Origin of the sequence: Vibrio caribbeanicus ATCC BAA-2122, from assembly GCF_000165125.1 — a bacterium.
Taxonomy (GTDB): domain Bacteria; phylum Pseudomonadota; class Gammaproteobacteria; order Enterobacterales; family Vibrionaceae; genus Vibrio; species Vibrio caribbeanicus.
Genome location: NZ_AEIU01000108.1, coordinates 21300 through 42210, shown reverse-complemented (window position 1 = coordinate 42210; position 20911 = coordinate 21300). Strand labels below are relative to the sequence as shown.

Sequence of the window (20911 nt, the reverse complement as noted above, 5' to 3'; positions counted from 1 at the left end):
TTAAACTATCGAACTTTAAGAAATAATGAATAGGAAATATTATGAAACTTGGTCGCTATCAAGAATATGCGGGATTTTGGATACGGAGTGCTGCGGCTATAATTGATACAGTTATACTACTAATGCTGATTTTGCCAATGATCTATTTAATATACAGTAGTTACTATTTGGGGTCTGAAAGGTCTATTGATGGTGGCTGGGAAACTTTATTTAGTTGGCTATTTCCATTCGTATTAACTGTCTTGTTTTGGACGTACCGCTCAGCAACACCAGGTAAAATGATATTAAAGCTTAAAATTGTCGATGCTAAAACTGGTGAGCCTTTATCAATAACGCAGTCAATTATTAGATACTTGGGTTATTATTTAAGCTCAATTATGTGTTTAGGATTTATCTGGATTATATTCAGTAGGAAGAAACAAGGTTGGCACGACATGCTCGCAGGTACTGTGGTAGTGAGAACCGAGAATCGCGATGTTCCAGATGTAGATTTGGAAAATAACGCCTAACAAGAAGGGTGACATTTTTAACACAATTTCAAGTAAGTAACTTTGGACACATGTACAAGTTAAATGTGTTCTATCCATTCAATCTTCTATCAGTAATGGGGCCTTTTATTAAATGGACTGCTTGGGCCACACCAGTGAGTATTTTGTCCCTTAAATAGAAGGATTTATCTTGCAGGTTAAGGACACACACTAACAGGATATGGTTGTTCTAACGGAGTGTGTCCACCATATTTAATCTCAGGTATTGACCTTATAGTCATTAGTGGAGGGCGGCGTTATAACGAGGAGGCTTCTATAACAAATATCTGGAGATTGTAAATGATAGAACGTGTTGATTCTTTCACCTCACTGTCAGATCTTGACATTTCGTCGCTACCTACACAGTGTGAAAACATTACCGAACACCCAGAGTACAAGAGTGGAACGGCTGACTGGCCACACTTATCTGCTGACTTTGCACAGCATGCTGACAAGGGATTGCACTCTGCTTTAGACTTCATATCGCAACAATCAAATCCAAATCAAGTGACGGGCATGTTTAGTAATGCCTTATCATTTATCAAAGATCATCAAATGGCATTAAACCGGAATTGTACCTATTGCAGTAAAGCCGTTGATCAAAACCTAGCATCATTAGCCAAAGGAACGTTCGATAATTATTTTGTGGCGACCGAGACCGCTCAAGGTTCTATCAGTACAGACGTTAAAAACGTCCACTCAGAGATCCTCGATTCCCAGACGCCTCTCTCCGAAAAGTTAGGAGATTTGGTTAGTGAAGGTGACAGAGCGATTATTGTCGTCCCTGTAAAAGATAAAGGCTATTCGCACGCAATGAACTTTATTCATCACTCAAATGGCAGCGCAGTGATCGATGGCCAGTTCCACAAAGTTTATAACTTTAATAACCCAGCCGACCGAGAAAAATTTGATTCAAAGTATGGAGTTGGTAGCCAAGCTGAGCACAAGCCTCCAGTCGTTACAGTGTGGCGCACCGGCGAATCACCCATTGTTAAAGATGAGCCTTTTGAGATCATAGAGCAAGAGGATAAAAGTGATGATGGCTGGTTACTGGTTTAATTGTTGCTGAAATAAGATAGCGAAAATTTTATTGTCTATTAGCAATGGGGCTTTTTATTGAATGGACAACTCGGAGGGGATTTGGGACACACACTAATAAATATTTTGTGATATTGGTTACTGTGTGTCCTGCATATTTTTTATCAGTTGACCATCCAAGCATCTTCGAGCTTGCCACGGATCGGCCAGTGATAGGCTTTAGATATAGAATATATCAGATCTTGAGCTAACTCCCTGCCATTATCGGAGTTGGTCATTACTACGGCACCTTGTCTAGTATTTGGAAGCCCAACCAGCCAGCTCTGATACCCAGAGTTTTGGCCTAGTTTCATAAAGTGAAGTTTTTCCCCTTTGCCCCTCACCACAAACCCTAAACCATAGGGGGTATTTTTTTGTTTAGAGAGAGACTGCTTGGCAAGTCTCGGGCTAAGGACTTGCTTTTTTTCTCCTTTATAGGCTTTATTAATGGACACTATAAACTTACCCAAATCTGTAGGAGTGCTCCACATTCCTGCTGCTGCGTATTCTGGAGAAACTCTCCATTTATACTCAAACTCTTTGCCATCGCTATCAGTCGCCTCTGCAACATTTTTTAGACTTTGGCCTGATGGTTGGTCATAACTGCTGTTGGACATCTTTAAAGGATCAAAAACAAATTTCGCGGTACTTTCTTGACTCGTCATTTTTGTAATGTTGTCAGTGATTAACTGTACAACTTCATAACCACCGCCAGAATACTCATATTTACTACCTGGCTTGTGCGCTAACATAACTGGTGGATTTTTGGCAGGAGCGGCACCATTTAGTGTGTCTAAAAGACTTGGTAATGGTTCCCCTGGTGCATAACCATAGTAACCCCCGACATCTAGTCCTGAAGACATACTTAGCAACTCTCTCAGTGTAACAACGTCGCTTTTATAATGATGAGGATTAGGTATATGCCAATCTCCTAAAAATGAATCGACATTTTCGTCAAGAGAAATCAATCCTTGCTCAACTAAATTTAATGCAGTGGTTGCAGCAACGGACTTCGATATGGAACCAGCTTGAAACAGTGTATTTACGTCCACCTCCTGAGAGTGACTAGCATTGACATAGCCTATAGCCTCTGACCACACAACTTTATCATCGTTGATGACGGCAAAGCTTATCGCTGGAACTTTGTAATGAGCCATCGCTGACCTAAGATCGACGGAATCAACTTTCCCATTGACTTCAATTGATATGCTTTTTAACGCATTTTTTTCCCTATCTTCTTCAGTTGCAGACACGTAAGAAAGTGGAAGACATAATAATAAGCTTGCCGATATACCAAACTGTACTAGACCACTAGAATATTTCACATTGCTATCCTTGATTAAATATAATTTAAAAATCTTATAGACATTAAAGGTATGTAAGATTTAAATTTAGAACACTGTTATAAATGATTTATTTTAAAATTCAATTATAAAAGCCAAGATTGGTTAATTATTTTTAAAATTGATAATGAATGCAGTTGTAAATAAGGAGGTTACTCTGGTTATTTATAAAATATCAACATGTAACTTTAACAAATTGCAATACGATCAAATAAACTTTTTCTTTTGTGTTGCAGTATATTTATGACTAATCTTTCCAGCTAAATTTCTACTTACAGTCTACCTTAGAAAACGTAACTTTTTCGTCTTTAGTAGCTACAAGAGCTTGCTTATTACCGATGAGTGTAATTTTTGTGTTCTCATCTAAGTTAGAGCATATTTTTCTCTCGTCAGCTAAGTTCTCATGGAATGCAACATAGAGATATTCTGATAGATATGATTCATCTAATGAGTATTTAACAATTAGCCCGAAAAACGCGAGATTTAGAATATAAAGAGACACTAATGGAAACGTTATAAAAGAAAGTATATCCCGTTCCACAGGATACGGTACTAAAGGTAAAAACATAGCTCCACATATGGATAATCCAAAGATGAATTGAGTTACAACTAACATCAGCATAATAAAATACACCCATCTGGCTATGTCAACATAGTGTTGCAAGTCCTGAGCAGTAGTACCTGTTACTGTTTCTATCATATTAGCGGAAAAATAGATGCTCAAAATATTACAACCTACTAAGAGTAAGAAAGAGCTTATCTTGAATATGAAAGAATCAACGATGATATCTCTAGCGTCTTTGAATCGAGCCCAGTAATAACTAACAACAGCTAGTGTCAGTATAGCTGGAAAGACCATGTAAAATGGGCTACCCGTTACTTTAAAGTATTTAGCTAATACTATAAGGTAGACGTAATAAATAATTGTTATGCCTGTATACAATTTCAATCCATACACTTCGTTAGAGAATTTATTAATTTCTTTTTCTCTATTCATATACCCAAGAAAACCTGAATAAAAGAATAGAAAATAAATAAAAGATGACAACTCGAACATTCTTACCAATCCATTAAATATACTAAAATTAATACCACATTATATGGTGATCTTCTTTTTATACAGGGATTATTAATATCTGATAATCACATCATGCAATATTTTTTTTGAGTTTTCAACATAGAATCAATAGATTGAATATTTTATAAAGTGTTGGTTAGTAAAAAATTAAAAGGGATTGACCCACATAGTTAAAGTCGTTATAACAATACTTTAGAAGTAATGTAAGAGCTGAATTTTTGGCGTGTGTCTTTATGTTTTTCTAGTAATGATATTTGTCTTATTTTTATGCAACGTAAGGGTAATGAGAGTCGCAGAAATGGATAAAAGGAAAATCAATACCGTTACCACGAAATGAATACATATCAACACAACCAAATGTCTCACAATAGGTAGTGCCAATTGATTTACAACTTTTTCTAATGGAAGCTGCTTACCCTATTTGCTAACAGCATTATTGAATAATATCAGGGCATAGGCCCAGCCACTTCCCCAGAAAATACCTTTAAGAGCGTTATTCTAAACACTATTTGATAAAATTGGAGTTCATAAGCTTACGAAGTCGATTTACCACCAATCGAATTTACTAGCTTTCCAATATGGTCGAAGCTTGAGCGCAAAAGTTGAGAGAAAAATAAATAAAACCGGAAAGGAAGAAACCAAAATCCACAAAAGCAAAAAGCCCACCGAATGGTGGGCTTTTCTAAATATGGCGGAGAGATAGGGATTTGAACCCTAGAACCGCTATTAACGGTTGCCGGTTTTCAAGACCGGTGCTTTCGACCACTCAGCCATCTCTCCTTTCGCTGCGGATAATAGCGAGGTTACTAAACCTTGTAAACCCCTTAGTTGTTTGTTTGCTGCAATTATGAGCGCTTAAGGCAAAAAACAACGAAAACACGTGATTTCAGCAGGTTGTTAGCGATAAAAATCGCTTAAAGTGTCACCAGAGGGGGAAGGGGGCCGAGATCAATCAGCGGGGTAGAATGAGTCTGACCAAAGAGAAAAAAGTGCTGTCTTTCGCTTTTGTGCAGCTTAGTGATGTCGACTAACTTCATCAGTGCGTAAAAGCGCCTTACATATTGCTGAGTTTCTTTGGGTAGGGCTAAATCGGGAAAATGGGTGTTTCCTGCTCGTTTTATTGCGCGAGCAACGCGGCCTTCGCCAGCGTTATAGGCCGCAAGCGTCAGAGTCAGGTCGCCAAACTTTTCATACAAAAATGCCAGGTATTGAGTGGCGGCCGCGGTGCTCAGCTCTGGGTCATAACGCTGATCGTTATGCTTATCTACATCCAAACCAAAACGCTCCGCAGTGGCTGGGATCAACTGCCACAGGCCCACAGCTTTTGCATGCGATACTGCTCTGGGATCAAACGAAGATTCCAGCATCGGCAATAAAGCTAAAGAAGGGGGTAGTTGGTGGCTTTTCAGTTGTTGGTGGATATCTTGAATAAGACTTGAATTGGCTTCTAGCCGAGCTTGGATTTGGCTGCGATAGGGTGAGAGAATATCAAATTGCTTTTTAATTTCACTTGGTAGTGGGGAGGCGTGGCTGCCAAAGGACAACCACACGGCGAATAAGAAAAGAAATAGTGATCGGCCGATCACGGCTGTGCGCTGTACGTGTGTTGGTTGGGGTTAAACACACTGCCAAGTAGCTCTTGGAAGTTAGCCGAGCAGACTGCGTTAAGCTGATTTTGCTCTTGGCACTGGTCGATTAAAGACTCTAGGGTTTGCCATTGAGATCTCACTTTACTTTCCACTGCATCAGGCAGAGCGCCAAGTAGTGCTTCAACTCCGACGCGGCTATTGGGCAGCCCTAGTTTACCCATAATACTTTCGCGCAAACTGGCGTGTTTACCGAGGCTCTCTAGTAGTGGCTCTTGAAGGCTCAGATTGTTCAATAAGCACTGATCGTCAAAGTCGATATATGCCTGATGCTGCTCAGACAAAATCTGTTTAAGTTGGCGATAAAGTGTAATATCTTCGCTGATGGTGTTGATAAAGTCTTTCGCAAGACGAGTTGCATCTGATGCCATGGTTTTGCCCTCACTGCTGGTTTTTTAGTGTCCGGTGTAAAATTCCTGCACCGCTTTGGCAAGCGCGTCAGTATCGAGAGATATTTTGCCTTGAGCCAAATCGTTACGAACTTGTTCCACTTTCGCCATGTCGATATCAGGGAGTGAGGCCATCTGAGCTTGAGCTTTGTCCAGTGCCACTGTATTGGTGTTCATATTGCTTTCGCTGACACGTGGCGCACTGATGCTCTCAGGGCTTTTCTTTGGCGCCTGATCAAAGCTCGTTCGATGGATCTGCCCACCTGATACTTTATCGATTTTCATGGTTATAAGTCCTAAATCAGTCTAGTCATAGAGCTTATGCGGCCTTTTAAAGGCCGCCATTAAATCTAATTTCAGATTATTTTATCCAAAGAGTTGCTCTATACAACTAACTCAAACGAGAGTGCCAGTGCGAGAAAAACAACACGAAATTGTTACGTTGAGCCCAAAATTAAAACTGTGTTTGGACCTTATTGTGACCGATAACCGTGGCTTGTATGGTTTTACCGGATGACACATTTTGTACCGTAATTTGTTCGCCTTTGTTGCCTTTCTCTAGCGCAATACCTTTGGTTGTCGCGCTAAAGCGATCCTTACTCGCACTAATAATGACTTGATTTCCTACCTCAACCATAGCCGGGGCATTGAGTGTTTTCGGGGTAATGATATGACCCGAGCGAATACGCCTAGTCGTCGTTTTTTCTAAGACATCGGAGACGTGAGTATAGAATTCTTGCTGATGCGTTAAGGTTCTTGGTACCAAGTGTACCGAGTCTGGCGTGAGGGCTTGGTCGCGATTGATGCCGGTTTTTGCAACTACCACATCCAAAGTTAAGGATGATTTTACCGTCACATTGATACGCCATTGCATGCCTGAATGTTCACAAGAGACAGTGCGTTTTACATTGCCTACTGGCAGCAAATTGTGGTCACTGGCGTTGACGGTCAGTTTGACTGGGCAGTGCTCCAAGTGGGAGGCTGAGCTTGGAATATTCAGGCGCGTATCTAGTTTATAATTGCGCCAACCTTGTTGTCCGGCTCGAGAATTAATTTCATGCTCGAGGTTACCTTTCACCGCTTGTTCAATTTGTTTTTGTGCCGATTCCTGTTCGCTGGCATGGGTTAATGGCACGAACATCAGAGCAGTCAGCAGCATACATTTGAATGAGGAGGAAAATCGGTAGTTCCCCATTCCTGAAAAGCCTTCCGTTTGGCGGAAGTTTACTTTCCCTTCTTTTTTGTAAGTCATTGATTTAACTCTTTTATTTTTATGGCACATATCTTGTTTTAATTAACATTATTCGCGTTGACTGTAAGGAAATAGATATGGCGATTTCTTTTGAAAATGCGCTAGGAGTCCATCCCGATACGCTGAACTTTCGTGTTCAGCGTACCAAAGTCCTAGCCAGCAACCTAGCAAATGTTGATACACCTGGATATCTCGCAAAAGACCTCAGTTTCGCCACTGTCGTCTCTCAGGTGTCGTCACAAGGTGTCGATAAGCCAATTCCTAAATTGGACATCCAAAGTCAATATTCAGTTCCTTATCAAAACAGCAAGAATGGTAACACGGTTGAGCTGGGTGTCGAGCAAGGTAAGTTTACACAAAACAATATGGACTTTCAGACTAGCCTGACGTTTTTGAATATGAAGTTCAACGGGTTGGCTAAAGCAATACAAGGGCGTTAATTATGTCATTTACCGATATTTACTCCATTGCGGGTTCAGCGATGAACGCACAATCCGTTCGTTTAAACACGGTCGCAAGTAATCTTGCAAATGCCGATGCGGTGTCTGCTAATGCGGATGATGCCTATAAGGCACTCAAACCTGTTTTCGCCACGGTTTACAACAAAACTCAGTTGAGTGTAAGTGACAATGCTTACCCGAATGCCGAAGTACGAATTGTTGATGTGGTACAAAGTAGCAAGCAAGCAGAAAAGCGCTTTGAACCCAGCAATCCCTTGGCAAACGATGAGGGGTATGTGTACTACCCAGACATTGATGTGGTGGCTGAAATGGCGGATATGATGTCGGCCACACGCAGCTTTGAAACTAATGTCGCAGTTTTGGGTAATGTTAAAAGTATGCAGCAAGGTCTGCTGAAACTAGGGCAGGGTCGCTCATGAGTGTTTTACCTTCTCAAGCGTATAGTGCCGATCGTCCCGTGGGTTCGGCTTCAAGCAGTTTAAACGTGAATACGAACCCCAATAGTGCAGGCTCCTTACAAAATGAATTCATCAGTCTGATGGTGGCACAAATTCAAAATCAAGATCCGCTCAATCCACTTGATGGCACCGAATATGTCAGTCAGTTGGCGCAGTTCTCTCAAGTACAAAGTACAGAGAATATGACCACCATGACGCAAAATAGCATGGTTTTGCTGGATAACTTACAAGTGCTTTCTACCGCGAACTTAGTTGGAAAAACCGTGTATGTGCCGAGCGATGAGTTTGAACTCGGAACTGAAGTACAAATGGGCAAAGTTGAGCTGGCACATTCTTCCAGTCAAGTCACCTTAGAGATCAAAGACCGCTTTGGTAAAACGACGCAAGTGCCGCTTGGCGCTCACCCGAAAGGGGAGGTGGACTTTGAGATTGATCCGGACAAGCTCGGCTTGAGTGCGGGTGAGTACAGCCTATCTGTCAAAGTGCAAGAGGGGCAAGGCAAGCCGAATCTCTTACTAGCAGGTCAAGTAGAAAATGTGCGTATTCCGAGTGCAGGCGGTGTCGCACAAGTGAGCGTTGCCGGACTGGGTAACGTGCCTTTTGTTGAAATCAGTCAGTTTGGTTCTTAATCCTATTATTCAAAGAGGTTTATCATGAGTTTTAATATTGCCCTAAGCGGCTTAGACGCTACAAATACCGATTTAAATACCATCAGCCACAATATTGCCAATGCATCAACTACAGGTTTTAAAGGGGCTCGTACTGAGTTCTCCGCAGTTTATAACGGCATGCAACCGGGCGGGGTCGAAGTGGCGTCAATCTCGCAAAACTTTGATAAAAATGGCTCAATCAGTGGAACGGGTCGCCCGATGGACTTGGCGATCAACGGCACAGGTTTTTTCGTAACCAAAGACTCTACTGGTCAAACCCAATACACCCGCGCTGGCGTTTTTAATAGAGATAAGGATAACTTTCTTGTCAGTAATACGGGTGCCAAGCTGCAAGGCTATAGTGTGGATGGTAATAATAATTTGCTTACAGGGGCGAGTGGCGATATTAAACTCTCAACCTCTTCTTTAGCTGCGAAAGCCACCACCAGCATGGATTTTGTCGCCAACTTCGATGCAAGTGCCGAGCAAGTGGATCAAACCGTTAATCCTTTTGACCCAAACAATACTAACTCGTTTAATTCTTCATACAGCACTAAGGTGTATGACTCGCTCGGTAATGAGCACAATGTGAATCAATACTTTACCAAAACAGGCCCGAATACTTGGCAAGTCAATGTTCAAGTTGATGGAGCCGCAACACCCAGTGCCACGATTGCAATGAACTTCAATTCAGATGGCAGCTTACAAACGCCTACTGCGCCTTATTCTGTCGCTTTTCCTGCCGCTGGTGCCCAGCCAATGAATATTCAGGTTGATTTATCAGGCAGCACTCAGTTTGGCGCTGCATTTGGGGTGAGTACCAACAGCCATAATGGTTATACCTCAGGTGAGCTTGTTGGAGCACGAGTGGAAGATAGTGGTCGTGTCTATGCCACCTACACTAATGGTCAGTCTCAGTTGCAAGGTCAAGTGGTACTGGCTGATTTTGCAAACCCTCAGGGATTGGTCAAAGTGAATGGTACAGCATGGACACAAAGCTTTAGTTCAGGGGCTCCGATTGTTGGCGTTCCGGGAACAGGAACATTGGGCGATTTATCGCCAGGTGCCTTGGAGGGCTCGAATGTGGATTTGACCAGTGAACTGGTGAATCTCATGACTGCGCAGCGAAATTATCAAGCTAACGCCAAGACGATTTCTACTAACGACAAGCTGACCCAAGCTTTGTTTAACGCAGTGTAACGGGCTTTAACTATGGACAGCTTACTCTTTACCGCGGCATCAGGAGCCAGCCGCGTGCTCAAAGCGCAACATGTGCGTGCGAACAACTTATCCAATGCGGATACCGCAGGCTTTCGTGCTGATATGGAGCGGGTGTCGAGCGTGCCTCTCAAAGGGGCAGGTTTTGATGGCCGTACTATGGTGGTGACCAACTCCGCATCAACCCGCTTCGATGCAGGGGATATGGTCAAAACCGGCCGCGCTCTTGATGCGGCCATCATGGGCGAGGGCTATTTTGCCGTTCAAACGCCCAATGGGGAAGAAGCCTATACTCGGGCAGGCAACCTTAAAGTCGATGAGTTTGGTGCAGTCACAGTGAATGGTTTTGCAGTGATTGGAGATGGAGGGCCTTTAGTGCTGCCAGATTACCAAAAAATTCAGATAAGTGAACGCGGAGTGATTTCTCTGACGCCTCCCGGTGGTGGTGCTGAGGTTAATGCTGGTGGGCTCAAGCTAGTCAAGCCTGAACCTAATCAGCTCGAAAAGCAAAGTGATGGCTTACTTCACAGCGTGACGGGTAACCCGTTCGATGCGGATCCTTTGGTTCAAGTTGCTCCCGAGCACATCGAGGGCAGTAACGTGTCCGCCATCGATGAGCTGGTCAATGTGATGTCATTATCGCGTAACTTTGAAATGCAGTTTCGTATGATGAAGACCGCAGAAACCTTAGCCAAGTCAGGCAATAAACTCATGTCATCAAGCTAGATAGACGCATAAGGAGATCACCATGCATTCAGCATTATGGGTTAGTAAAACGGGTATGGCGGCGCAAGACACCAAAATGACCGCTATTTCAAATAACTTAGCCAACGTCAATACGGTTGGCTTTAAACGCGACCGAGTGGTATTTGAAGATTTGTTTTATACCATTCAACGTCAGCCGGGTGCTCAGGTCGATGAGGTCAACGAATTACCATCTGGAGTTCAGTTGGGTAGCGGTGTACGCGTGGTGGGGACACAAAAAGTTTTCACTCAAGGCAACACGCAAAACACCAATCAGGACCTAGATTTAGCCGTTATGGGCAAAGGTTTTTTTCAGATTGAAAATTCAGACGGACAAATCATGTACACCCGAAATGGCCAGTTTCAGGTCAATTCAGAAGGATTAATGGTCAACAGTCAAGGCCTGCCGCTTGAGCCTCAAATTCAAATCCCCGATGACGCCTTGTCAATCTCTGTTGGTGTTGATGGCACGGTGACGACAACCAGTGCTATCGACCCAACACCGCAACAAGTTGGTCAAATTACCTTGGCGAGATTTATCAACCCAGCCGGTCTTGAGGCCGTCGGTGGCAACTTATTCCGTCAAACTGAGGCGAGCGGGCTTGCTGAAGAGCTTATTGCTAGCGAAGACGGCGTTGGCAGTATTAAGCAAAGGGCACTAGAAGGCTCAAATGTTCAAGTTGTTGAAGAAATGGTGGATATGATCACCACTCAGCGCGCTTATGAAATGAACGCTAAGGTGGTTTCTGCCGCTGATGACATGCTTAAGTTTGTTGCTCAATCTGTGTAATGGATGTTTGGTAGAGAAGGAAAGACAAATGACGTGTTTGAGAGTCGCATCGATACTACTGACATTGATTATAACAGGTTGTGCGGGGCGTTCTGAATTTGTCCCGCCGTCCCCCGATGAGGATAAATACGCGCCGCCACCCTTGGATTATTCTCTACCTAAAGCGAAGCATGGCAGCCTGTATCGTCACAACTACAGCATGGCGTTGTTCCAAGATAGACGAGCTTACCGTGTTGGTGACATGTTGACCGTCATGCTAGCAGAGGAAACCGAATCGACCAAAAAAGCCAACACTAAATACGGTAAATCGTCGAATGTAGGCTTTGGTATTCCGAGTCTGGGTGGCAACACCATTGATGAGTTAGAGGCCAGTGTGGATGCAAAGCGGGGTTTTGATGGTAGTGCGACTAGCTCTCAGAAAAACAAGCTTGAGGGCTCAATAACGGTGACTGTCCATGAAGTCCTACCCAATGGAGTACTGCGCATCAGTGGCGAGAAATGGTTGCGTTTAAATCAGGGTGATGAATTTATCCGACTCACAGGAATGGTACGCGTTGATGATATCAGTCGCAATAATCAGGTGTTTTCGTCTCGTATTGGTGATGCCCGCATTACTTATGCAGGGCGTGGTGCGGTAGCAGACAGTAACGCATCAGGTTGGTTGAGTCAGTTCTTTAATAGCCCATGGATGCCATTTTGATTTGGCCCTTGCATCAAGGTGTAGGGAAATATTTAGCTGGAGAGATTTCTATGATAGCACAGTGCCGCCTTTTTATTCACGGCATGCTCCTCTTGGCTTGCCTTGTAAGTTCAAGCGTCTTTGCCACCAAAACAACCACACCGATTATGGATTTGGTCGATGTGCAGGGGGTCCGAGAAAACCAATTAGTTGGCTATGGTTTGGTCGTGGGCTTAGATGGCCAAGGCGATCGTAATCAGGTCAAATTTACTGCCCAGTCTATCACTAATATGCTGCGTCAATTTGGGGTACAAATTGATGACAGCACAAACCCTAAATTGCGTAACGTGGCCTCGGTCAGTGTGACGGCTTCGGTTGATCCAATGGCAGGGCCTGGACAAAAACTGAATGTTGTTGTGTCTTCGATTGGTGACGCAAAAAGCTTGCGTGGCGGGACCTTATTGCTCACTCCACTACGAGGGATCGATGGTGAAGTGTACGCCGTTGCTCAGGGAAATGTTGTGGTAGGCGGTATCTCTGCAGAAGGGAAAAGTGGTTCAAAAGTGGTTATCAATACTCCGACATCGGGCAGAATTCCTGGTGGTGCGATGCTAGAGCGAGAAGTTGTTAGCGACTTTGCTGATAAAGAACACATCATTTTGAATTTACGCAAGCCGAGCTTTACTACAGCAAAGAACATTGTCCGAGAAGTCAATGCGGTCTTTGGCCCTAAGGTCGCGGTGGCGAAAAATAATGTTCGCATTGATATTCAAGCGCCCAAAGACAGCCAACAGCGAGTTGTGATGATGTCCATGCTCGAAGAGATCCAAGTTACCCAAGGCAGAAAGCCAGCGCGTATCGTGTTTAACTCACGAACGGGCACTGTGGTGATCGGTAAAAGTGTCCAAGTCAGTGAAGCGGCGGTCAGTCACGGAAATTTAACCGTTACCATCGCTGAGGCGAAGAAAGTTAGCCAACCAAATGCCTTTTCAAATGGTCAAACCCAGACGACCGATCAGTCCAAATTGGATGTTAGTGAGGAACGTGCTCAAATGGTGGTATGGCCAGCAGGCACTGAGCTCAATACCATAGTCAACGCGGTGAATAGTCTAGGTGCAACCCCGACAGACTTAATGTCAATTTTACAGGCTCTGCATGAAGCGGGAGCATTAAATGCCGAACTAGTGGTGATTTAATGAAATTTAATGATGTGGCCGATAAAGCCAAGATGAACTCAATGCTGTATCACGATAACAGTGCATTAACCTCGATCAGGCACAGTCAGCACAATGATGAGGCCTTGGCCAAGGTTGCTGGGCAATTTGAAGCCATGTTCCTTCAATTGGTACTCAAGCAAATGCGCGCGAGCAATGATGTTCTTGCCGAAAAAGACAGCCCATTTTCTAGTCAAAGCTTCGGTGTATTTAGAGATATGCATGATGGGCAATTATCGATTGAAATGGCGCGTAAAGGGCACCTTGGTATTGCTGACATGCTGGTAAAACAGCTTAGTCCAAGCATCACAGAAGCGCATTTTGAACCACGTGCAAATCAAACCTCAGCCAATGATGAGCATCATGATCTCGCTGAGATTGTCGATGATGTGTCAGCGGCATTTCATTCAGTGCAAGAAACGGTCGCCTCAGTTAAACAAATCCTATCAGAATCTAGTGTCACAACGGCCTTTGCTCAGCCACTAGTGCGGAAAATGGAGTTCTAAATGAATTTAGTTAATATCGGGCTAACGGGTTTAAATGCCAGTCGAGTAGCCCTCGATGTGACGGCGCAAAACGTAGCCAATATCAACACCCCAGGATACAGTCGTCAGCAAGCACTGATGGCTTCAGTGGGTGGGCCAAAACATGATAAATTGAGTGCAGGTGCTGGTGTTGAAGTTCCTAGTATTCGTCGTATTTCGGATGAGTTCTTAGTTAAGCAGACGTGGCAAACCAATAGTATTGCTTCTTATGCTGAACGCTACACGACTAACTTTAGCCAACTCGAAAACACTCTTAAGGCTGATGGCTTCAGTATTTCTACTGGACTCGATAAGTTTTTTAATGCACTCAATGACGCTAGCGTCACTCCGGACTCCACTCCCCTTCGTCAACAAATTATCAATGAAGCGGAGGCTCTGTCGCGCCGATTTAATACCTTGACCGAGTCTTTGTATAATCAGCACAAAGAAATGAGCGATCAACGGACAGCGACGGTCAATCATGCCAATAGCTTGATGGTTAATATTGCCGATATTAACAACCAAGTGGTTGAGATGCGCGGAACAGGTGGCAATCCCGCTCAATTACTCGATGAGCGCGACAGCCTCATTGGCGAGCTTTCCAAGTTGATCGAAGTCAAAACAACAAAACAGGCCGATGGCAGTTTGCAATTGTCACTCAGTTCAGGCCAGCCTCTAGTTATTGGCGGTGATGCAGGACAGATCCAAGCACTTCCTGATGCCGGCGACCCATATCTTGCTAAGATGCAAATCGAGTTTGGTGTGCAAGTATATCCAGTTCCGGGGGCAATGGGCGGTAAAATGGGGGCATTGAATGACTACCAAACCGATATCCTCAAGCCTTATCGTGATGCGCTGGATGATATGGCCTCAAACTTAGCCGATGAGGTCAATACCGTGTTGGCAACGGGGCTGGATCTTCAAGGTAACCCGGGTGCTGCGCTATTTGAATATGATCCGGCTAACCCTGCGGCAAGCCTAAATATTACTTCTATTACTCCCGATCAATTGGCATTTTCCAGTGATGGTAATCATGGTAACTCGGATGTTTTGAAAGACTTAGTGGCATTGAGCAACAAGGCGATGGCGGTTTCAGGTTTTGGCAATACCAGTCTCAATGATGCTTTCGTTTCTATGGTCGGGAAAACGGCCATCAAAGCGCGTCAGGCCAGTTCGGATTATAAAGCTAAATCATTACTGAATGAGCAAGCGATTGCGGCCAGAGATAATGTTAGTTCGGTTAATAGTGATGAGGAAGCCGCAAACCTCATGACGTTCGCCAATGCGCATAATGCCAACATGAAAGTGATCAGTACCGCCAATGAGCTGTTTGAAAGTGTACTGCGATTATTCTAACCATAAGGAAATACCATGCGAGTCAGTGATAGCCAGTTTAGTCAAATGATGCTGAGAAGTCTGCAAGTTAATAATGCCGGGTTGGCGAAGGCGATGCAGCAAATGTCGACCGGTGAGCGTTTAACCAAGCTGTCGGATGACCCTATGGCATCGATTCAATTGCTTAATCTTGGTAGAGAAAGCGCGGCATTAGCTCAATACAAATCGAATATTGCCAATGTAAAAACCGCACTCTCCAATCAAGAAGTGCACTTAGACTCAGTCAACGATTCTCTGCAAAACCTTAATGATAAGGTGCTTTGGGGCGCAAACGGCACACTTACTGATGGAGACCGAGCTGCAATTATTATCGAAATAGAGAGTTTACGTGATTCAGTGGTGTCGTCACTTAATGCCCAAGATGAAGGAGGGCGTTACTTGTTTTCTGGAACGAAAACTGACTCAGTCTCAATTAGTAATGTGAGCGGCACGTTTACCCTCGAAGGCAATAACGATAAACGTCTTGTGACAGTCGCAAAAGGGGTATCAATGGAATCCAACGTGACGGCCAAAGAGTTGCTTGATTTGGGGGGCAATGATTTGCTTAATCAACTGGATACACTCATTGCTGAGTTTCGCAATCCCAGCGCGGCATTTCGGGCGACGGTTGACTCGACGCTCGACTCTATCGAAGCGACGTCAGACAATGTACTTGCTGCATTAACCGAAATTGGTGGACGACATAATAACCTTGATTTGTTGAATGGGGCGCATGTGGATACCAAATTATTCGTTGATAAAATTGATGGGGATTTGTCGGCACTCGATTACGGGGAAGCCTCAGTAAGGCTGAGCCGTTACATGTCAGCACTACAAGCAACACAGGCCAGTTACACCAAAATTGATAGCCTGAGTTTATTCGATAGATTGTAATCTGCAGAGGGTTAAGCCATGGCAATGAGCACAGTAGAGGTACGCTCTCCAAGTGTCCACTTTTCAAATTCAGAGCGGACGTCGATTATCCCATCAAACGCCGCAGAGAATAAAACAGGGTTTGGTTCGAAACCATCTCAAGGTACCACCACCAATCAAGTGCGATTGCCTAACTTATGGTTAGCTGAGGGACAAAATCAGGTGACGCAGGCTCAGATAGCTGAGCAGTCGTTGCGGCAAGTCGGCACGGAATTATCGAACATTAAGCAACAGCTCGCTCGCGCGATGCAGCTCGGGGTCGCAGATAAACCCAGTCTCGATAACAAACTATCTGCCAGCCAAAAGAAGATAAAAAGTATCATTGATACCGCGCAATTTGATGGTGTGCGAGTCGTTGATCATCAATTGCAATTGAATCTCAGTGGCGCACAAACACGGCGCTTTTCTATCCCAGGACTGAATGTTCAGCGTCTTAGCGAAAAGGCTGAGGAAATAAAGCTTGATTTTCCTCATGGCCATTCCGTCATGGTCAATTTTGATGGTCTATCGAGTGGGCGAGATGTCGTCGATGCCCTCGACCGCAGCCTGATACCAATGGGACTTCGGGCTTCATTAGCAAAAGACGGCACTGTGTTATTTCAAGTCTCTGAGTCGATTTATCAACAAATGCAGCAAAAGGTGCGTGTTTCAGGACAAGGTCATCGCTTTCCTGCCGGCCAAGCAAACAGTGTGAAATTAAAACCTGAGCCTGAAGGTGTCCTTGATTGGCAGATAGAAACGCATTCAAGAGAGTCGATAAGACGCAGCTTGGTGAAAGTAAATCAGTTTATCCGTGCTGCTCAAGAAGGGATAGAACATACTCACGAGACATCAGTTAAGCTTCAGCAATCCATTAGTCAAACCTATCTTCCTCAAACATCACTTTCTAGCGAAGAACTGGCAACACGCCTCGCTAAAGTCAATCCTAAAACGCCGTCTTTCTCGACTGCATTTCAAGCCTTAAATGCCCAGGCTAGTGTGAGGCGTCACAGCGTGGTTGCTTTGCTCAAATCTTAATTTTCTCTTTTAAAAATACACACGACTCAGTGTGTATTTTCCCCATTCCACCGTATTATTCCCCCTCAACATCAGTGCTGCGACTAGGCTTTGAGTCATAAACTAGATAAGAAAGAAAAAATATAAGAAGAAAATAAACGCAAGTAGGGTGGCTGAGATGGTGGGGTAGATGATATGCGCTTCTTGCTTACAAGTGCGTTCAAAGCACAAAAAAGTCAATAGCATATTGTAGACAAGGAGGAGGATACTGATCCCTGTTCCTGCATTGAGTGACAACGAATAAAGTTGGCTCAGGAACAAAAACAGCAGCAAGTAGTCGATGACGATAAGCCACAGAAAACACTTTCGCAGACTATCGCGTTTGGCAAGCATAGGTCGAGACATAGGTTCATTTTTTAGTCCCCGACACAGAAAAGCAGAACTTATTCTGTGCCGGACGTTGGGTTAAAGATCTTGTTGATTTTGAGCACTTTGAGTGCGTAGGTTTTCTTGGTAATTAATGCTTTCTTGCCGAATGACAGGTTGATTAAAATCGGCTTTTTTTTGTGCTTTGCTCAACTCACTCTCTGCGCCATTACCAAAAAGGTTCTCAAGAACGAGTGCAGCAGGTGTGGTTAATACAAACAGTTCAATTCGGCGGTTTTCACTTGATTTAGGTGCTTGTGGATTCAGTAAGGCGCGATCGGACATACCGGTTACTTGTAGCACTCGCTCACTAGGCATTCCGGCTTGGACAAGGGTATATCTTGCCGCGTTGGCGCGAGAGGTGGAAAGTTCCCAGTTAGACTTGATATTAAATCGACTCTTGTAGCGAATTGAGTCGGTGTGACCGCTAATAATAATGGGATTGGCAACCTTTTCGAAGATTGGAGCAATGGCGACCAATAAGTCTTCAAAAAACGGGGTCAATTTAGAGCCACCACGGCTAAACATGGTCTGTTTTTCATCATCTTGCAAGACTACTCGCAGTCCTTGAGGAGTCACTGTGATGTTGACATTGCCTTGAGCACCATTCTGCTTGGTTGCTTCCTCAATCACTTTGGCAAGTGCAGCAAGGCGTTCTTGGGTGTCGAAGTTACCAGGAATAAGAGAGTCTGTTTCTGGGCCATCACCATCACCATCGAAAAATGAGTTCACTGTATGAGTTAAATCATGGCGGCTCGGGACCGACGACTCTGAGGCAAGATCGATAGGCGAAATACTTTGTGAAGTATCAAAAGGGTTACCATAGCTTTTTTCAAACACGCTCGCGCTGTGCAGATGCGCCATGATGGCTTTGCGTTCCTCACGATCAACCACCTGCATGATCCAAAGCACGAGAAACAATGCCATAAGGGCAATCATAAAGTCTGCAAAAGCGACTTTCCAAGCACCGCCATGAACAACATCGTGATCTTCAGATTTGCTTCTTTTGAATACAACAGACTCTTGTCTTTGCATTATCCCTCCTGCTCGGCCAACCATTGCTCCATTTGGTTGAACGTGGGTTTGATATCAAGTTGAATGTGTTTTCGTCCAGCATCGATGGCGAGTAATGTTGGCTTTTTCGCCACATAAGCAACTAAAGTTGCTCTGACACACTCGAAGGCTGACATATCTCTTTTTACACGCTGTGCCATGGCATTACTCAAGGGATCAAGGCAGCAATAACAGCCAAAAATACCAATAAAAGTGCCCACTAACGCAGCGGCAACGTGATAACCTATCATCGCAATCGAACCATCAATGGCAGACATAGTGATGATAATGCCGCCCACTGCCGCAAGAATACCAAAACCGGGTAAAGCTTCTGCAGTTCGCTGCATCGATTTTGAGGGAAGCAGTAAGTTAGTTTGGATGGCATCAATTTCTTGCTCGAGCAATCCCTCGAGTTCATGAGGCGACATTTGTCCCATTGCCATTAAACGGAAATTATCTGTGATGAATGACACTAAGCGAAAATCCTTAGCGATAAGGGGATAACGGCTAAATATTGGGCTTTCATCAGGGGCTTCTATATGTTTATCCAAGGATTTAAAGCCACCACTTCGCACCGTTTCAAGTAACACTTGTAACAGTGCCATGAGTTCCATGCAGTACTCTTTTTCTTGCTTTGCACCAGAAATCGTCAATGTAATTTGGCGGCGCATTTCTTTGAGAACTTGTGGCGGATTACCAATGATCAATGAACCAATCGCCGCGCCGATAATGATCAAAAATTCAGCGGGCTGCCAAATCGCGGTCAAATTCCCGCCAGCCCACATGTAGCCGCCAAAAACACAAATTAGAACAGTAATAGCACCAAAAAACTTTTGCATTTGAGACTCCTAAGAAGATAGATAGCGATTGAGCTGCTCTAACGCTTTTTTATGCAGCTGACAAATTCGAGGGGGGGTTAAATTCAGTACCAGAGCAATCTCGTGAAGATTGAGTTCGTGTTGATAGAACAACGTCATAATAAGTTGCTCTCGCTTAGCAAGTTTGGTCAGTGCTTTTTCGAGGGTACGGCGAGTTTGTTCATGACTCATGCCTTCATAATTACCATCAATGTGACCTTCTCCACCATGTTCAAGCAATTGATCTAGGCTTTGCATTTCTCCCGCTAAAGTGGCATTTTGCCGAGCGATATAATCTTTCTCATCGGTACCGAGTGCAGCGATGATTTCGTTATCGTTTGGCTGACGGCCGAGTGTGCGCATTAAGTCTCGAGTGACATCATTGAGCTCATGAGCCGCTTGGCGAGTTTTGCGAGAACGCCAGTCTAGACGGCGCAGTTCATCAAGAATCGCCCCACGAATTCGGCAAACGGCAAAGGCAGGAAAATTAGGATCCTGGATGTCACCATAACGTCGCCCAGCTTCTAATAATCCAATTAGCCCGATTTGCTGCATGTCCTCAATACTACAATGCGAAGAGGCATGTACCTTCAATTGGTTGACGATTCGTTTGACCAGGATTTGGTGAAGATTGAGTAACTCAGTTTCATCAATCGGCGTCGGGTTGGCCATTATTTCATCATCTAGGCCATAATTGTGCTCTATATTTGCATCTAACACAGGCACCTCCTCATTGCACAACATATTTAGTGAGAAGCACATCGTCGATTCCTTCAACCAAGTCGGTATTTTCAAAGGCTAACAACACGGTTTGTTTGACTTGGTTTTGCAGCAGATCGACCGAACCATCTTGGCGCAGGTCGTCATAAGTTTTGTCGCTGAATAGTTTAAGAAGTGCATTGCGTACAACAGGCATGTAATTGTCAATGCTTTGGATTCGCTCCGGTCGGCGGGTTTCGATGGCGATCTCTAACATAACAAAGTGAGTCTGCCTTTTACCTTTAACACTGAGTACCACTTTATCTAGCTCATGAAAAGTGGGCGGTATGTCGGTGGTTTTTTCTTGAGATAGGAAAGATAAGTGACTTTGCGACCAAAAGTCGCTCGTGTCTTGGGAAGTATGTTTTAAATACCATAAGCTTCCAATAATCGTTGCCGCCGAAACGATAAAACTGGTAAAGACCATAAGCGCGAAGAGAACGATCATTTGTTTTTTTGTCAT

At 44.1% G+C, this 20911-nt stretch carries 25 protein-coding genes and 1 tRNA gene; 14 read left to right on the top strand and 12 right to left on the bottom strand.

What is annotated here, in order from left to right; translation table 11 throughout:
• Positions 1-41: 41 nt before the first annotated feature.
• Both RH40_RS17790 and RH40_RS17785 read left to right on the top strand, forming a co-directional pair.
• Positions 42-509, top strand: coding sequence for an RDD family protein (locus RH40_RS17790; RefSeq protein ID WP_009603071.1), 468 nt, complete (start codon positions 42-44; stop codon positions 507-509).
• 318 nt (positions 510-827) lie between these two features.
• A complete protein-coding gene (locus RH40_RS17785; RefSeq protein WP_009603070.1) occupies positions 828-1586 on the top strand; it encodes a hypothetical protein in 759 nt (252 codons plus the stop codon).
• 143 nt (positions 1587-1729) lie between these two features.
• Here the strand turns inward: RH40_RS17785 and RH40_RS17780 are convergent, their stop codons facing one another.
• From RH40_RS17780 to flgA, 7 genes are all read right to left on the bottom strand, one after another.
• Entirely contained in the window at positions 1730-2929 is a 1200-nt protein-coding gene (locus tag RH40_RS17780; protein WP_009603069.1) for a serine hydrolase domain-containing protein, read from the bottom strand.
• Between the two features lie 286 nt (positions 2930-3215).
• Entirely contained in the window at positions 3216-3944 is a 729-nt protein-coding gene (locus tag RH40_RS17775; protein WP_241209909.1) for a hypothetical protein, read from the bottom strand.
• Between the two features lie 770 nt (positions 3945-4714).
• Positions 4715-4805, bottom strand: a tRNA-Ser gene (locus RH40_RS17770).
• Positions 4806-4939: 134 nt separating this feature from the next.
• Positions 4940-5611, bottom strand: a complete 672-nt coding sequence (locus RH40_RS17765) for a lytic transglycosylase domain-containing protein (protein ID WP_009603067.1) — start codon at positions 5609-5611, stop codon at positions 4940-4942.
• Positions 5608-6042, bottom strand: coding sequence for a flagellar protein FlgN (locus RH40_RS17760; RefSeq protein ID WP_009603066.1), 435 nt, complete (start codon positions 6040-6042; stop codon positions 5608-5610). Before RH40_RS17760 ends, RH40_RS17765 begins: the two co-directional genes overlap by 4 nt.
• Before the next feature lie 24 nt (positions 6043-6066).
• Positions 6067-6345, bottom strand: coding sequence for a flagellar biosynthesis anti-sigma factor FlgM (gene flgM, locus RH40_RS17755; RefSeq protein WP_009603065.1), 279 nt, complete (start codon positions 6343-6345; stop codon positions 6067-6069).
• A gap of 169 nt (positions 6346-6514) precedes the next feature.
• Entirely contained in the window at positions 6515-7312 is a 798-nt protein-coding gene (flgA, locus tag RH40_RS17750) for a flagellar basal body P-ring formation chaperone FlgA (protein ID WP_009603064.1), read from the bottom strand.
• 77 nt (positions 7313-7389) lie between these two features.
• Here flgA and flgB point away from each other — a divergent pair, with 77 nt between their 5' ends.
• The 12 genes from flgB (at position 7390) to RH40_RS17690 (ending at position 17374) form a co-directional block, all read left to right on the top strand.
• A complete protein-coding gene (gene flgB / locus RH40_RS17745; RefSeq protein WP_009603063.1) occupies positions 7390-7752 on the top strand; it encodes a flagellar basal body rod protein FlgB in 363 nt (120 codons plus the stop codon).
• Between the two features lie 2 nt (positions 7753-7754).
• Complete coding sequence (flgC, locus tag RH40_RS17740; protein WP_009603062.1) at positions 7755-8192, top strand: flagellar basal body rod protein FlgC; 438 nt, start codon at positions 7755-7757, stop codon at positions 8190-8192.
• Positions 8189-8860 carry a flagellar hook assembly protein FlgD gene (gene flgD / locus RH40_RS17735; protein ID WP_009603061.1) on the top strand — a complete coding sequence of 224 codons (672 nt, stop codon included), beginning with the start codon at positions 8189-8191 and terminating at the stop codon, positions 8858-8860. Before flgC ends, flgD begins: the two co-directional genes overlap by 4 nt.
• Before the next feature lie 24 nt (positions 8861-8884).
• Positions 8885-10081, top strand: a complete 1197-nt coding sequence (gene flgE, locus RH40_RS17730; RefSeq protein ID WP_009603060.1) for a flagellar hook protein FlgE — start codon at positions 8885-8887, stop codon at positions 10079-10081.
• Positions 10082-10093: 12 nt separating this feature from the next.
• Positions 10094-10825: a flagellar basal-body rod protein FlgF gene (gene flgF / locus RH40_RS17725; protein WP_009603059.1), complete on the top strand. Its 732-nt coding sequence runs from the start codon at positions 10094-10096 to the stop codon at positions 10823-10825.
• Between the two features lie 22 nt (positions 10826-10847).
• Positions 10848-11633 (top strand): flagellar basal-body rod protein FlgG, encoded by a 786-nt coding sequence (gene flgG, locus RH40_RS17720; RefSeq protein WP_009603058.1) that lies wholly within the window; start codon positions 10848-10850, stop codon positions 11631-11633.
• A gap of 28 nt (positions 11634-11661) precedes the next feature.
• Positions 11662-12333 carry a flagellar basal body L-ring protein FlgH gene (gene flgH, locus RH40_RS17715; RefSeq protein WP_009603057.1) on the top strand — a complete coding sequence of 224 codons (672 nt, stop codon included), beginning with the start codon at positions 11662-11664 and terminating at the stop codon, positions 12331-12333.
• 83 nt (positions 12334-12416) lie between these two features.
• A complete protein-coding gene (locus tag RH40_RS17710) occupies positions 12417-13508 on the top strand; it encodes a flagellar basal body P-ring protein FlgI (RefSeq protein WP_050790464.1) in 1092 nt (363 codons plus the stop codon).
• Complete coding sequence (locus RH40_RS17705; protein WP_009603055.1) at positions 13508-14032, top strand: rod-binding protein; 525 nt, start codon at positions 13508-13510, stop codon at positions 14030-14032. Before RH40_RS17710 ends, RH40_RS17705 begins: the two co-directional genes overlap by 1 nt.
• On the top strand, positions 14033-15406 hold the full coding sequence (gene flgK, locus RH40_RS17700; protein WP_009603054.1) for a flagellar hook-associated protein FlgK: 1374 nt from the start codon (positions 14033-14035) through the stop codon (positions 15404-15406).
• A 15-nt stretch (positions 15407-15421) separates the two neighbouring features.
• Complete coding sequence (gene flgL / locus RH40_RS17695) at positions 15422-16318, top strand: flagellar hook-associated protein FlgL (RefSeq protein ID WP_009603053.1); 897 nt, start codon at positions 15422-15424, stop codon at positions 16316-16318.
• 18 nt (positions 16319-16336) lie between these two features.
• Positions 16337-17374, top strand: coding sequence for a hypothetical protein (locus tag RH40_RS17690; RefSeq protein ID WP_009603052.1), 1038 nt, complete (start codon positions 16337-16339; stop codon positions 17372-17374).
• 102 nt (positions 17375-17476) lie between these two features.
• Here the strand turns inward: RH40_RS17690 and RH40_RS20460 are convergent, their stop codons facing one another.
• The 5 genes from RH40_RS20460 to RH40_RS17670 are packed head-to-tail and all read right to left on the bottom strand — an operon-like array spanning position 17477 to position 20911.
• Complete coding sequence (locus RH40_RS20460) at positions 17477-17758, bottom strand: hypothetical protein (RefSeq protein ID WP_081455032.1); 282 nt, start codon at positions 17756-17758, stop codon at positions 17477-17479.
• A gap of 60 nt (positions 17759-17818) precedes the next feature.
• On the bottom strand, positions 17819-18814 hold the full coding sequence (locus RH40_RS17685) for a flagellar motor protein MotB (protein ID WP_009603051.1): 996 nt from the start codon (positions 18812-18814) through the stop codon (positions 17819-17821).
• Positions 18814-19671 (bottom strand): flagellar motor stator protein MotA, encoded by an 858-nt coding sequence (gene motA, locus RH40_RS17680; protein WP_009603050.1) that lies wholly within the window; start codon positions 19669-19671, stop codon positions 18814-18816. The genes RH40_RS17685 and motA overlap by 1 nt, the downstream gene beginning before the upstream one ends.
• Positions 19672-19680: 9 nt before the next feature.
• A complete protein-coding gene (locus tag RH40_RS17675) occupies positions 19681-20361 on the bottom strand; it encodes a FliA/WhiG family RNA polymerase sigma factor (RefSeq protein WP_139056907.1) in 681 nt (226 codons plus the stop codon).
• A 58-nt stretch (positions 20362-20419) separates the two neighbouring features.
• Positions 20420-20911 (bottom strand): flagellar basal body-associated FliL family protein, encoded by a 492-nt coding sequence (locus RH40_RS17670; protein ID WP_009603048.1) that lies wholly within the window; start codon positions 20909-20911, stop codon positions 20420-20422.

Excerpts from the sequence above, each read along its gene's own strand:
- RH40_RS17790 (WP_009603071.1), top strand. The coding sequence starts at position 42 with ATGAAACTTGGTCGCTATCAAGAATATGCGGGATTTTGGATACGGAGT.
- RH40_RS17785 (WP_009603070.1), top strand. The coding sequence starts at position 828 with ATGATAGAACGTGTTGATTCTTTCACCTCACTGTCAGATCTTGACATT.
- RH40_RS17775 (WP_241209909.1), bottom strand. The coding sequence starts at position 3,944 with ATGAATAGAGAAAAAGAAATTAATAAATTCTCTAACGAAGTGTATGGA.
- RH40_RS17760 (WP_009603066.1), bottom strand. The coding sequence starts at position 6,042 with ATGGCATCAGATGCAACTCGTCTTGCGAAAGACTTTATCAACACCATC.
- flgM (WP_009603065.1), bottom strand. The coding sequence starts at position 6,345 with ATGAAAATCGATAAAGTATCAGGTGGGCAGATCCATCGAACGAGCTTT.
- flgA (WP_009603064.1), bottom strand. The coding sequence starts at position 7,312 with ATGACTTACAAAAAAGAAGGGAAAGTAAACTTCCGCCAAACGGAAGGC.
- flgB (WP_009603063.1), top strand. The coding sequence starts at position 7,390 with ATGGCGATTTCTTTTGAAAATGCGCTAGGAGTCCATCCCGATACGCTG.
- flgC (WP_009603062.1), top strand. The coding sequence starts at position 7,755 with ATGTCATTTACCGATATTTACTCCATTGCGGGTTCAGCGATGAACGCA.
- flgD (WP_009603061.1), top strand. The coding sequence starts at position 8,189 with ATGAGTGTTTTACCTTCTCAAGCGTATAGTGCCGATCGTCCCGTGGGT.
- flgE (WP_009603060.1), top strand. The coding sequence starts at position 8,885 with ATGAGTTTTAATATTGCCCTAAGCGGCTTAGACGCTACAAATACCGAT.
- flgF (WP_009603059.1), top strand. The coding sequence starts at position 10,094 with ATGGACAGCTTACTCTTTACCGCGGCATCAGGAGCCAGCCGCGTGCTC.
- flgG (WP_009603058.1), top strand. The coding sequence starts at position 10,848 with ATGCATTCAGCATTATGGGTTAGTAAAACGGGTATGGCGGCGCAAGAC.
- flgH (WP_009603057.1), top strand. The coding sequence starts at position 11,662 with ATGACGTGTTTGAGAGTCGCATCGATACTACTGACATTGATTATAACA.
- RH40_RS17710 (WP_050790464.1), top strand. The coding sequence starts at position 12,417 with ATGCTCCTCTTGGCTTGCCTTGTAAGTTCAAGCGTCTTTGCCACCAAA.
- RH40_RS17705 (WP_009603055.1), top strand. The coding sequence starts at position 13,508 with ATGAAATTTAATGATGTGGCCGATAAAGCCAAGATGAACTCAATGCTG.
- flgK (WP_009603054.1), top strand. The coding sequence starts at position 14,033 with ATGAATTTAGTTAATATCGGGCTAACGGGTTTAAATGCCAGTCGAGTA.
- flgL (WP_009603053.1), top strand. The coding sequence starts at position 15,422 with ATGCGAGTCAGTGATAGCCAGTTTAGTCAAATGATGCTGAGAAGTCTG.
- RH40_RS17690 (WP_009603052.1), top strand. The coding sequence starts at position 16,337 with ATGGCAATGAGCACAGTAGAGGTACGCTCTCCAAGTGTCCACTTTTCA.
- RH40_RS20460 (WP_081455032.1), bottom strand. The coding sequence starts at position 17,758 with ATGTCTCGACCTATGCTTGCCAAACGCGATAGTCTGCGAAAGTGTTTT.
- RH40_RS17685 (WP_009603051.1), bottom strand. The coding sequence starts at position 18,814 with ATGCAAAGACAAGAGTCTGTTGTATTCAAAAGAAGCAAATCTGAAGAT.
- motA (WP_009603050.1), bottom strand. The coding sequence starts at position 19,671 with ATGCAAAAGTTTTTTGGTGCTATTACTGTTCTAATTTGTGTTTTTGGC.
- RH40_RS17675 (WP_139056907.1), bottom strand. The coding sequence starts at position 20,361 with ATGGCCAACCCGACGCCGATTGATGAAACTGAGTTACTCAATCTTCAC.
- RH40_RS17670 (WP_009603048.1), bottom strand. The coding sequence starts at position 20,911 with ATGACAAAAAAACAAATGATCGTTCTCTTCGCGCTTATGGTCTTTACC.